Raw genomic sequence first — 12,498 nt, forward strand, 5'->3', positions numbered from 1 at the left:
TGCCCAGGTTGACCAGCAGGTTGAATGTGGCCTGAACACCCACTCCCCGCAGCCCAACCGCGTATATTCTACCTCCGTAAGCAGGCACCGCTTTTTCCCATGTTCATTATTCCCCGATACGGTATCTTTAGCCGTTTCAGCTGTTTTGTTGCTCATCCCAGGCCCGCACCCACTCCTCTATGGCCGATACCCCAGCCTCCACCCCGCTTTCTTTCTCTGAGTTTACGCCGCTAAGCACGGCCGCCTGGCAGGAGCGCATCCGCCGCGACCTGAAAGGGCAGGACCTGGAAACGCTGCGTTGGCACTCGCCCGAAGGCGTGGTAGTAGAACCCTTTTACCATCGCGAAGCCTTGGATGCTCTGGCTACTCCCGCCACGCCACAAGTGCGCGCTGCTGAGGCCAATGCCTGGCTGAACGTACCTACCTACCTCGTACCGGCCCACGACAACGGCCACGCTGCCATCGACCGGGCCGCGGAAGCCCTGCAACGTGGCGCCGATGGTGCCCACTTCGACCTGGCCGACACCGCCGCTTTTGACGTTGCCTACCTAGCACAGCACCTACCCCTGGCCGCTACCTACGTGGGCTACTCGGTGCGCGCTACGCCCCTACCCTTGCTAGAACGCTTGCTGGCAGCCAGCAGCAACACCCTGCGCGGCTTTCTGCGGTTCGACCCCGTAACGGATCATTTGCTGGATTTGCAGGGGCAGCTTGCCGCGTTGCGAACCATATTGCAGCTAACGCAGCACCTACCAGAATTTAAGGCGCTGACGCTGAACGGAGCGTATTTCGGCAACCGAGGCGGCACAGCTACGCAGCAGCTGGCCTTTGCCCTAAGCACGGCGGCGTATTACCTCGATTGCCTACCCAGCAACGAACTGGAGGTGGCCACGGTGGCCGCTGCCGTGCAGGTGCAGGTGGCCATCAACCCCAGCTACTTCACCGAAATAGCTAAGCTGCGCGCTCTGCGCCGGTTGTGGGCCACGCTACTATTTGCCCACCAGCTGCCAGCCGAAATGGCCAGCCAACTGCGCATCTACGCCAGCACGGCCACTTGGAGCCAGACTACGCTCGATCCACCCACCAATCTACTGCGCACCACCACGGCGGCCATGGCCGCCGTGGTGGGCGGCGCAGATGCCGTGAGCGTCACGCCCTTCGACAGCCTGTTTGCGGCGCCCAATGCCTTTGCCGACCGCCTGGCCCGCAACATCCCTACCCTGCTACGCTCAGAAGCACACCTGCAACAGGTAGCCGACCCGGCAGCGGGTTCCTACTACCTCGAAACCCTGACCGACGAGCTGGCCCGAAACGCCTGGGCGCTGTTTCAGGAGGTGCAGGCGGCGGGCGGCTTGCCCCGCGCTACCCGGCTCGTCATCAGTCAGCTGCAACTTACTACGCAGGCCCAGTTCCGGCGCATTGCCACCGGCGAGCAGGTGATTGTGGGCACCAACCGCTACCAGAATCCGCGCGAGCAGTTCAGCTTCAATCCCAAGCGCCTGCTGCGCAGCGCCGAGTTCGACTCGACCAGGGCGGCCTACCCTTCGGAGGTGCTGCAACTAGCCACGGCGCTGCACTTCCAGCGGCGCGAGAAGAAGCTGAAGCGGGCGGCCGTGGTGCTGCTGGGCGCCCACACCAACCAGCATATTCTGGAGTCGTTTCTGCAAACGCTGCCGGCACACGAGCGGCCAGAGCTGCGCGAGAGCCACCCCGAAGGCACCGTATCGGTGCTGTTCTCGTCTTCGGAAGAAGCCACGCTGATGTATGCCACGCCCGAGCAGTTCAGCCGCCTGGCCCGCTTGGTGCACCGGGTGCCGGCCGATGATGCCTCCTTCATGCCACCTCCTCTGCTCACGTCTGATTTGGCTACCCTCCAGGAGGCCGTGCAGTTTTTTGGTCTGAAGGAGTTTACGGTAGAAGGATATAGTACAGAAGATGTATTAGCCCGCTTGCAAGGAAAAGTCAGCTAGCACTTCAGCGCTGTGCTCTGTTTAGAGGGAAAGCAACGTAGGTAATCAATCAGACTTGTCAGCATCGACCCATTTGTGTAGGGACTAGGACCAGTGCTACGCATCAGCCGAACACCCACTTGCACTTGACGACCTTGCAATGACCCAACAGCCACTCCGGCCCCGGCGCCGTAGCCGTATCCCATGCGCTGCGGCCGGCCAAAAAGCGCTTGCGTGCTTTCCGTATTATTGGAAATAAAGGTGAGTTTGTCCTGGCGTTGCGTGGTTACTATCTGTACCTGCACCCCACCTTCCACATAAGGTCTTATCAGGCGGTGGCCAAAGCTGCACCGAACAAATACGGGCAGACGCAGGTAGTCAAATGCCAGTTGCACACGCTGTTGTATGTTGCCGGGCAGCTCATAGAGCATCGTATAGTGCCGGTTGTATTCGTAGCACAATCCCGCGTTGGCGGAGAAAGGGGCTCCCTGTAGCCCTGGCGTGAATAACACGCTGAACCCAACCGTAGGGTAGTAGCTACCATCGTACACATTATCGAGTGGCTTGTTGCCAGTGCCTTTGCTCAACCGTAATCGGTCGATAACACCAAGACTTACAAAGGGCGCCCACTGCCAGTTACGACGCTGGGAGGCAGGCAACGCATCTGTTTGCTGTTGCGCCGGACTAGCGCAGGCGTTGTAGGCCCGTACGGCACGTGCTAGGCTCTCCACCTGAAATGACAGGGTACTCAACTCATTTACTGCACTAGGACAGCCTTGGAAGGCCCGTGCCAGGGTGTCGCGATATTGGGGGTGCTGTACGTATTGCACGTACTCTAGTCCCCGGTTGTACTGGATTACTTTTTCCGTTAGCAGGGGTAATTCTGTGAGCTGCGATGCACGGTAACCACTCAGAAAAAAGCGTTTTCCTAGCTCACTCTGGAAGTAATACAATGTGAGACCTCCCCGCACAACAACTTGTAAAAACGCTTTGCGGATGGTGTCCGTTTGGGCAGCAGACTTTGGTAACAGATGGCTTTCGTACTGCAAATCATGCGTGCCGTACGCCAGTAGCTGAGTAGGGCGATATGACTGGAAAGCGGCTTTGCCAGTGGGTTTGAAGGAACACAGTTGGCTATTGCGCCGGTCGCGCCCTACCTGCACCGTGCCCCGGAGCGTATCGCCGTCGGTAGATACAATGTAACCCCGTTGGGAACCGTGCTGCGCTTTTGCTTCCGCAGCACTTACCAATAGAATAAAAATAATAAAATAGTAGCTTAAAAGACGTTGTAAAGCTATTTCCATAGTGAATTTGTGAAATTGAATAGAACGCCGGTAAAGATAGGCCGTAACTGCCCATGAAAGTATGCTTCCGGAGAAAGCTGGTATCTTTCACTGTTTGAGTTCGAGTCCAAGCCCACCACCCATGACGCCCGATTTCTCCCAGATTCCCTACAACGCCGGTACGCTGCCTAACCCCGCCGCGCCGCCTGTTACCTCCCCTACCCCCGAAGGCATCGAGCTAAAAAGCTACTATACCGCCCAGGACGTGGCCGGTCTCGACCACCTGGGCTTTGGGGCAGGCGTAGCGCCCTACCTGCGCGGTCCGTACAGTACCATGTACGTGCAGAAACCCTGGACCGTGCGGCAGTACGCGGGTTTCTCCACGGCTGAGGAAAGCAACGCCTTCTACCGCCGCAACTTGGCGGGCGGGCAAAAGGGCCTCTCGGTGGCATTTGACCTGGCTACGCACCGCGGCTACGACTCCGACCACCCCCGCGTGGAGGGCGACGTGGGCAAGGCCGGCGTAGCCATCGACTCGGTGGAGGATATGAAGGTGCTATTCGACCAGATTCCGCTGGATCAGATGTCGGTGAGCATGACCATGAACGGGGCGGTGCTGCCGATTATGGCCTTTTATATTGTGGCGGCCGAGGAACAGGGTGTGACGCCGGACAAGCTGGCGGGCACCATTCAGAATGACATTCTGAAGGAGTTTATGGTGCGCAACACCTACATCTACCCACCCCTACCCAGCATGCGCATCATTGCCGATATTTTTGAGTACACGGCGCGGCACATGCCCAAGTTCAACAGTATCAGCATCTCGGGCTACCACATGCAGGAGGCAGGCGCCACCGCCGATATTGAGCTGGCCTACACCCTGGCCGACGGGCTGGAGTACGTGCGCACCGGCTTGGCGGCGGGGCTCAGCATTGATGATTTTGCGCCGCGGCTGTCGTTTTTCTGGGCCATTGGCATGAATCATTTCATGGAAATTGCCAAGATGCGCGCCGCCCGGTTGCTCTGGGCCAAGCTCATTCAGCAGTTCAACCCGCAGAACCCCAAGTCGTTGGCCTTGCGCACGCACTGCCAGACCTCGGGCTACTCCCTCACCGAGCAAGACCCCTACAACAACGTGGCCCGCACCACCGTGGAGGCGCTGGCCGCCGTGCTGGGTGGCACGCAGAGCCTGCACACCAACGCCCTCGACGAGGCTATTGCCCTCCCCACCGACTTCTCGGCCCGCATTGCCCGCAACACCCAGCTCTACCTCCAGCACGAAACCGACGTGACGCGCGTGGTAGACCCTTGGGGTGGCTCCTACTACGTGGAAACCCTCACCCACGAGCTGGCCGACAAAGCCTGGGCCTTGATTCAGGAGGTGGAAGAGCTGGGCGGCATGGCGAAGGCCATTGAAACCGGCCTACCCAAAATGCGCATCGAGGAAGCCGCCGCCCGCAAGCAGGCCCGCATCGACTCCAACAAGGAAGTAGTTGTAGGCGTGAACCAGTATAAGATTGACGAGCCCACGAATATCGAGCTGCTCGACATCGACAACGCCGCCGTGCGCGAGTCGCAGATTGCGCGGCTGAACACCATCCGCCAGGAGCGCGACTCGGCGGCCGTGCTGCGCGCCCTAGATGCGCTGACTGAGGCCGCTCGCTCGGGGAAGGAAAACCTGTTGGACCTGGCCGTACATGCCGCCCGCCTGCGCGCTACCCTCGGCGAACTCTCCGATGCCCTTGAAAAAGTATACGGCCGCCACCAGGCTACCATTCGGGCCATTTCGGGTGTATATTCGGCGGAGATGAGCTACGACGAGCAATTTGCCCAGGCCCGCCACATGGCCGACGACTTCGCCGCCCGCGAAGGCCGCCGCCCGCGTATGCTGGTCGCCAAAATGGGCCAGGACGGCCACGACAGGGGCTCCAAAATCATTGCCACCAGCTTCGCCGACGTGGGCTTCGACGTGGACATTGCGCCCCTGTTCCAGACGCCCGCCGAGGTGGCCCGCCAAGCTACCGAAAACGACGTGCACGTGGTGGGCGTCAGCAGCCTCGCCGCCGGCCACAAAACCCTGATTCCGCAGTTGCTGGAGGAGCTACGGCAGCTCGACCGTGAGGATATCCTTGTCATTGCCGGCGGCGTGATTCCGGCGCAGGACTACCAGTTTCTGTATGATGCGGGCGTGGCCGGGGTGTACGGGCCGGGGACGGTTATTGCTGTGGCGGCGCAGGAGATTTTGGGGAAGTTGGGGGAGTAAGCTTCATATCACTTACTAATTTCAAATAACACTATGTCAAAAAATATTTTCCGAGACTGGTCAGAAGCTTCTGAGAATTTTGATGAAATTAAAAAATACGTTCAAAAAAGAGATTTAACTTTAATAAATGAAGCTCAAACTAGATTTGACATCATTGACAGAATTGTAAAATATTTTCTATCATGGCAGTACGGGGATATTGAGGTTGAATCATATTCCAGAGGCGAAAAAGCCAATTATGTTGATTACATATTAAAGAATGGAGATTATACAATTATAATTGAAGCAAAAAGAGCAGGCGCATCATTCCCGAACCCAGGGTTTAAAAGTAAACTTAAGCTAAATGGATCTATTCTCGGCGAAGGCGAAATAGCTGATGCCATTAAACAAGCAGAGAAATATGCTTTAGAAAAAGAAGCAGATATTGTTGTTGTAACAAATGGCCTATGCTGGTGTTTCTACTCTACATTGAATAAAAATTCCGAAACATACGCAAGCATTTTATTTCCCTTTGATAAATATGGACATGCAGAACAGCTCTTTGATATCTTTTCAATACACAAAGTATCAAATAAAAGCTTAGACAGTTTACACAATAACCCTATATCTCCGGAGAACAGATTAATAAATATATCTACCAATAGAAATATGCGCGTAGATCGTAATAGCATTGCAGAATACATAACCCCTGCTCTAGACAATGCGCTTTATGCTGACGCCTTACTTAGCAATAAAGAATCTCTTGATGAATGTTTTGTTTCAACAGAGTCTAGAACAAAGTATGACAATGTATTAAGGATGTATTTGGCTGACCCCAAACCTAATATATTTGATCAAAATAATAGTGCAAAGCGAATAAGAAAAGAAAAACCTGATGGAGATCATATAGGCAATATACTTAGAAATCCCAAAGCCTCTTATGCCCCACCTGTGACTTTATTAATCGGTTCTGTAGGCTCTGGAAAATCTACGTTCTTAAAACATTTTGAATTAATATCAGGAAAAAATTTATTATCTACTACAAAGTCTCATTGGATATATATTGACTTTGAAAAGATGGGGCAAACTGGTAATCCCAGAAACTTTATATATGGAGAGCTATTACAGTATTTACACTCTAACACAGACTATAAAGGAACGATCGAACCTGCATACAGTGAAGAAATAGCAGCTCTTGCCCGCGGTCCTTATTCTGCCATTTTTCTTAACAAAGAAAAATTTAATGAAACAGTATTCACCAAGATAATAGAAAAAGATCTAGACAATATCGAGCCTTACGTAGACAAGGTATTTAAACATCTTGTCAAACATAATCTGTGCGCAGTAGTACTTGACAACGTTGATCTTTACGAAGATGAAAAATTAGAAACTTCTGTACTCGCCGAAGGACTGGCATTATCAAAAAGAATTAATATTAATATCTTTGTTAGCATAAGAGAAACTACATTTGTAAAACACAGCTCTACATCTACTTTCAATGCTTACGAACTAAGAAAGTTATGGATTGACGCACCTCCATTTAGAGAAGTATTATCTAAAAGACTTTCTTACTCTAAGAAGATATTAGAAAAAGAACAAGGTAAAATACCTTTGGAAAATGGTATTACCATCAACATATCTGACTTATCATCATTTTTTGATCTTGTACAAAAAAGTATTTTAGATGGAGATGCCGGGCATTATATAGAATCAATATCTGATCTAAATATCAGAAAGGGCATAGGTTTAGTAACTATTTTTTTGACATCTGGCCATATAAATGCAGATATAGCTTTACAAAATTATTTAGTTGGTGACAAGACATATCATTTTCCTTTTCACGAAGTCTTTAAAGGCTCCATGTTAGGATATTGGAGACATTTCAGAGAAGACACTACTGAATGCATCAATTTATTTGATTCAAAATTAAATTCAAAAAAACTAAGATTACTTAGGTTCTATATATTAGGCTACTTAACAGAACGCGCATCAAGCGCTTCTACTTTAGAAGTGATACTGAGTGATATTTTTAATACTTTTCATGGATGTGGAGCTACTAATACACAAATTATATTTATAATCACGTCTTTAGAAAAAAAAGGACTGATTCGTTCACTTTCTGCAAGCAATATAACGGAGGACTCTTCTATATCTGCAACTAAATCAGGTGGCTATTATATCAAAGTACTATGCAAAAGATTGGTTTATATAGAAGAATGCATGTTTGACACTGCTATTGAAGATGCAGATGTATGGCAGCAAATATTCGAGTTAACAAACGATATAAATAGAAAAACAAACACTTATAGTAAAATGACTTTGAGAAAAGAAAGAATGTCTATATTTATTAATTACATTAAATCATTAGAAGCTCATCTAACATCAGGACTTAACGAAAAGTTAGAAAATATGTTAACCATAGAAGATATAGAACAATCGGTATTAGGTGAAATAAATGGCGCGCTAGAGAGGATACGACGTAGAGACAGAAATAAATAGACATTATTTTTCTCTTCCGCTCGGCCGGATTATAAATCCAGCTGCCACGAGAAGCGGATTTGCAATCCGCCCGTTCGCGCCTTTCACTAAGCCCCTACTCCCACCACCGCCGTTGCGGCAGCGGCCCGGCGCCGAGGGTCACCGGCTGGCCTAGCTCGGGGGTAGTGAAGGGTACGTGGCGGCGGGCAGCTTCGGCGGTGGCGCGCTTCACCGATTCGTTCCAGGGGTGGTGGGCTTCGGTGAAGGCGCCCCAGTGCACCGGCAGAAACACCCGCGCCTGCACGTCGAGGGCGGCTTGCACGGTTTGCTCGGGCATCATGTGAATCTCGGCCCAGTTCTTATCGTACTGCCCGCACTCCAGCAGCGCCAGATCGAAGGGGCCGTACTGCTGGCCGATGCGCTGGAAATGCGGCCCGTAGCCGCCGTCGCCGCTGTAGAACACGCGGTGGGTAGGCGTCTTCAGCACCCACGACGACCACGAGGTACTATTGCGGTTGCCCAAGCCCCGCCCCGAAAAGTGCCGCGCCGGCGTGCTCACAATCGTGAGGCCGGGCAGCTGGATGGAGTCGTGCCAGTCTAGCTCCTGCACGCGGGCCGGGTCTACGCCCCAGGCCAGCAGGTGCGCCCCTACCCCCAGCGGCACGTAGAAGTGGGCCACCTTGTCCTTGAGCTTGACGATGGTTTTGTAGTCGAGGTGGTCGTAGTGGTCGTGCGAAATCAGGACCGCTTCGATAGGCGGCAGCTGCTCGGCGGTGATGGCCAGGGAATCGTTGTAGCGCTTGGGCGTGACCAGGGGTAGCGGCCCCATTTTCACGCTCAGCATGGGGTCGAACAGGATGTTTTTGCCTGCTATTTCCACCAGACTAGCCGAGTGCCCAAACCACGTGACGCGCACCATGTCCGACGTTTTGCGGGTGATGCTAAGTGAGTCGAGCTGGTGAGTAGGCAATGGGCCAGGCGGCTCGCTGTTGGGCGTTTTGCTGAACAAAAACTGACAGAACACCTTCACCGTGCTCCCCCCAGTCATCACTTCGGTCGGCACTAGGTTCCGAAACTCCCCATCCACATAGTGCCCCGACTCTGTATAGGCCGCCTGCTGGGCCTTGGTTGGCTTGCCGCCCAGCTCCGGGCTAAGCTGCGCAAACGCGACGCCTACAACAATCAGCACGGCCACGATACTTGCTACCAAGTAGCCAATGCCTTTCAACAGTTTTCGCATGTTTATCCAGAGAGCTAAGAACGTTCTGTGTATCCAAGCTGGATACTCGATTGTTTGTTCGGAGTTTGCATAACAATAGCTTTTCCGGAGAACATCCGAAACAGGACGAGAGCAGGACAGCCCAAAAGCAAAAGCGTCATTTCGAACAGCGGGAGAAATCTCGCGTGCTGACAGAGGATAGTATCTGCCATCAGCACGCAAAATTCCCCCCGTTGGTCAAAATGACGTTCAGTTAAGTTCTGCTAAGCCGTTTTATATAATAGACGGCGCTTATTTCTTCGACAACCACAAGGCTACCGCGCCGCCTATCAGCGCCAGGAGCGCCCCCGAGGCTACCGGGTGCAGAGAGGCACGCGTGTAGTAGCTTTTCTGGAACACGTAGCCCGGATGGTCGCCGTGCATGCGGCCCCCAACGCCAGGCTGGTGCAAGCCGCCCTGCGGGTTGCTGGGTGCCTGGTCGGGCCGAACTTCCTGGCTAGGCATCACGTGGGCGTTCACCCAGTCTACAGCGGTAGGCGCTACCTTATTGAAAGAGCTGAACAGCTTGCTACCACCACCCACGTACACATCGCGCTCTGGATGCGCGGCGGCGTGCACAATGGCATACGCTACCTCCTCGGGCGCATACACGGGGTCGGGTAGCTTTGGCTGCCGGTCCAGGTAGTTGCGGGCATTCTGCATGAAGGGCGTATTGATGCCCGCCGGCTTGATCAGCGTGACCGATACCGGCGCTTCCTCGTGCTCCAGCTCGGCCCGCAGCGAATCGGTGAAGCCTTTGATGGCGTGCTTACTAGCGGAGTACACGCCCTGGAGCGCCACTCCCAAATCGGATACTTCGCTACCCAAGTTAATGAGAGCACCACCCTTTGGTTTCAGGTGTTTTAGGGCTTCCAGGGAGCCGTTTACCACGCCCCAAAAGTTGGTATCGAACAGCTTGCGGTAGTCTTCCACGCTTCCCTGCTCAATCATCCCCACAATGCCTACCCCCGCGTTGTTCACCCAGGTATCTATCCCGCCGAAGCGTGCTAGGGCGGTTTCGGCAATGCGCCGCACATCGTCGGCATTCGCTACGTCGGCCGCTACAGTGGCTACTTCGCCGCCTAGCTCCTGGGCTACTTTCTGCAAGTCTTCCTCACTGCGAGCGGCTAGTACCAGCTTCGCGCCTTTCTCGGCGGCCAGCTTCGCTGTAGCCAGTCCGATGCCGCTGGTAGCTCCCGTAATAACGATTGTTTGTTCTTGAATGGGCTTGAGTTTCATAGGTGTAGAGATTAGAACTGAATTTCCTACCTCTTACGCAGCCTTACTCAACACGGCTAGTTCCAGCTGTTTGTTGATACTACAGCTGGAAATGATTCTGTATTTGTATTTATCTAACCAAGCACAAAATATTATTATCAAATAACGCTGTATAATAACAATTATATAACACCAAATTATTATAAACAGCCTCGCTTATCATCAATTCATAGTGAATATATGTAGTATGCTTATAGTGTTATTATAATAAAATAGTTCAACATAAATAATTCCAAAAAACACAATTGATGGAAGAGCTTAATTTGTTTCAAATTACTGACATTCAAATACTTATAAACAAAACATAGACACTATAAAATACCTTAAAGCGATAATATCTTAATTATGACAAAAGGATGATTATTAGGCTTATGTTTATAGTGGTTAAATGCTCCTCCTCCAAAAAAGTACAACCTTATCGTTCAGCAAGCGTATAGTCGAACTTATTTAAGACAATATTGGCTTGTATAAGCTATAGTTTCCTTGAAAAAAGCTATAGGATTAGAAAGATACGTCTCTTTGAAATTTACCACATCAGCATATTACTATTTTAACTCACTTGAATGGCATTTTTTATCAAAGAAACTTCTTAGCATAACTTTCTAGGGGCTGCGCATGGACACTGTAAATACTTTTGTAGCTAAGAGGCCAACTACTTTCTTAGATAAAGCCAATATAGTAACGGCCGTTACCCGCAAGCCTGCTTTTCTGGACTATATTCAGAACGCCCGCGCCATTGCTATTCTATTTATAGTAGCCATTCACTGCTACGGTATCCTGAAGCCGGAATTTGAGCCTATTATTCTGCAACGCGGCACGTTGCTGTTCATGTTCATCTCCGGCTTTCTGTTTCAATACCTCTCTAAGCGGTTCGATAAGAAAACGTATTGGTACAAGAAGGTGCAGAATATTTTGGTACCCTACGTACTTATCTCGCTTCCTATCTTATTTATCCGCTTCGCAACGCATCATCACAACCCAGATATAACGGAAGTATTTCCGGCCTTTTTCACGTATTCCCTACCCACGCAGTTAGTGGCCTATTATATAACCGGAATGCACTTGGTGCCTTTCTGGTTTATCCCCATGATCTGCTTCTACTATCTGCTGGCACCGGTCTTTATCTACCTCGACCGTAACAGAACAGTGTATTATTTCCTACCTGTTTTCATGTGCCTGTCGCTAGTAGTTACCAGATCGTCAGAGCTATACCGATTCCACTTAGCCTTTATTCACTACCTATCTATCTATCTGCTCGGTATGTTTGCCAGCCGCTACCACAAGCGGCTGCTGTCCATCACAGACTTGCTCTGGCCTATTCTGATTGGTCTTACGTTTGCCTTTATCGTATTGGGCGCCATATTCAACCAAAAGGAAATCCGCTTTATTGAGCAGTTCCAGTATTGCCAAAAAATACTCCTTTGCTGGAGCATCATTTATTTGCTGTGGAAGTTCAACGACAAGATTATGCAGAATAAATTCTTGTCTAAGAACCTCACTAAACTATCTAATATCAGCTTCGCTTTATACTTTGTACACTACTACTTCTTGTATTTTATAGATTACCTGACGGAGAACGGCACACTAAATTGGCCGCCTACCTTTTTCAATTCCACGGTAATTTTCGTTGCTGATTTACTTTTTTGCTTCGCGGCCATTGCTGTTATAAAAGCTATTGCTGGCAGCAAGAGCAAATACATTATGGGCTATTAGCTAGCCCTGGTAAAGACATAACACGTTGTATCTCCTCGTTGGTGGGGTTTCTTGCTTAATCCGCCCGATAGTAGTCGAAGTGCAAAACGCTTTACAAGCGTACCTTTCCTACCATCTCTCTGTCCCAGAACCAGGGAAACGGAACAGCCGAAAGGCCCGCTCTTTCTGCAACGAGTATAATAGCCACAGGGGTGGGGGCTCTGGGGGTGGTGGGAGGCCGGCCCCCTGGCCCATTGGGTGGCCGGGGGGGTTCTTTTGGGGGGCCCGTGGCGCGTCCGTCCCCCTCCCGGGGGGGGG

The 12,498-nt window shown here is 51.4% G+C and carries 7 protein-coding genes; 4 read left to right on the plus strand and 3 right to left on the minus strand.

Going from position 1 to position 12,498, the window contains the following annotated elements:
* The first annotated feature begins 179 nt into the window (after window positions 1-179).
* Window positions 180-1,970, plus strand: a complete 1,791-nt coding sequence (locus KYK14_RS15305) for a methylmalonyl-CoA mutase family protein (protein ID WP_219159994.1) — start codon at window positions 180-182, stop codon at window positions 1,968-1,970.
* Here KYK14_RS15305 and KYK14_RS15310 read toward each other — a convergent pair.
* On the minus strand, window positions 1,967-3,253 hold the full coding sequence (locus KYK14_RS15310) for an outer membrane beta-barrel protein (RefSeq protein ID WP_219159996.1): 1,287 nt from the start codon (window positions 3,251-3,253) through the stop codon (window positions 1,967-1,969). The two genes, KYK14_RS15305 and KYK14_RS15310, sit on opposite strands and share 4 nt — an antisense overlap.
* Before the next feature lie 121 nt (window positions 3,254-3,374).
* Here KYK14_RS15310 and scpA point away from each other — a divergent pair, with 121 nt between their 5' ends.
* Window positions 3,375-5,495 (plus strand): methylmalonyl-CoA mutase, encoded by a 2,121-nt coding sequence (gene scpA, locus KYK14_RS15315; protein ID WP_219160010.1) that lies wholly within the window; start codon window positions 3,375-3,377, stop codon window positions 5,493-5,495.
* A 33-nt stretch (window positions 5,496-5,528) separates the two neighbouring features.
* Complete coding sequence (locus KYK14_RS15320) at window positions 5,529-7,973, plus strand: hypothetical protein (protein WP_219159998.1); 2,445 nt, start codon at window positions 5,529-5,531, stop codon at window positions 7,971-7,973.
* 94 nt (window positions 7,974-8,067) lie between these two features.
* Here the strand turns inward: KYK14_RS15320 and KYK14_RS15325 are convergent, their stop codons facing one another.
* Entirely contained in the window at window positions 8,068-9,192 is a 1,125-nt protein-coding gene (locus KYK14_RS15325) for an MBL fold metallo-hydrolase (protein ID WP_219160000.1), read from the minus strand.
* 270 nt (window positions 9,193-9,462) lie between these two features.
* Window positions 9,463-10,449, minus strand: coding sequence for an SDR family oxidoreductase (locus KYK14_RS15330; RefSeq protein ID WP_219160002.1), 987 nt, complete (start codon window positions 10,447-10,449; stop codon window positions 9,463-9,465).
* 654 nt (window positions 10,450-11,103) lie between these two features.
* On the opposite strand from KYK14_RS15330, the gene KYK14_RS15335 reads away from it, so the two are divergent.
* Window positions 11,104-12,201, plus strand: a complete 1,098-nt coding sequence (locus KYK14_RS15335) for an acyltransferase family protein (protein ID WP_219160004.1) — start codon at window positions 11,104-11,106, stop codon at window positions 12,199-12,201.
* Window positions 12,202-12,498 lie beyond the last annotated feature (297 nt).

This window comes from Hymenobacter profundi (genome assembly GCF_019334315.1).
GTDB classification, from domain to species: domain Bacteria; phylum Bacteroidota; class Bacteroidia; order Cytophagales; family Hymenobacteraceae; genus Hymenobacter; species Hymenobacter profundi.

Coding starts and splice junctions, on each gene's coding strand:
- KYK14_RS15325 (WP_219160000.1), bottom strand. CDS start 9,192: ATGCGAAAACTGTTGAAAGGCATTGGCTACTTGGTAGCAAGTATCGTG.
- KYK14_RS15320 (WP_219159998.1), top strand. CDS start 5,529: ATGTCAAAAAATATTTTCCGAGACTGGTCAGAAGCTTCTGAGAATTTT.
- scpA (WP_219160010.1), top strand. CDS start 3,375: ATGACGCCCGATTTCTCCCAGATTCCCTACAACGCCGGTACGCTGCCT.
- KYK14_RS15305 (WP_219159994.1), top strand. CDS start 180: ATGGCCGATACCCCAGCCTCCACCCCGCTTTCTTTCTCTGAGTTTACG.
- KYK14_RS15310 (WP_219159996.1), bottom strand. CDS start 3,253: ATGGAAATAGCTTTACAACGTCTTTTAAGCTACTATTTTATTATTTTT.
- KYK14_RS15335 (WP_219160004.1), top strand. CDS start 11,104: ATGGACACTGTAAATACTTTTGTAGCTAAGAGGCCAACTACTTTCTTA.
- KYK14_RS15330 (WP_219160002.1), bottom strand. CDS start 10,449: ATGAAACTCAAGCCCATTCAAGAACAAACAATCGTTATTACGGGAGCT.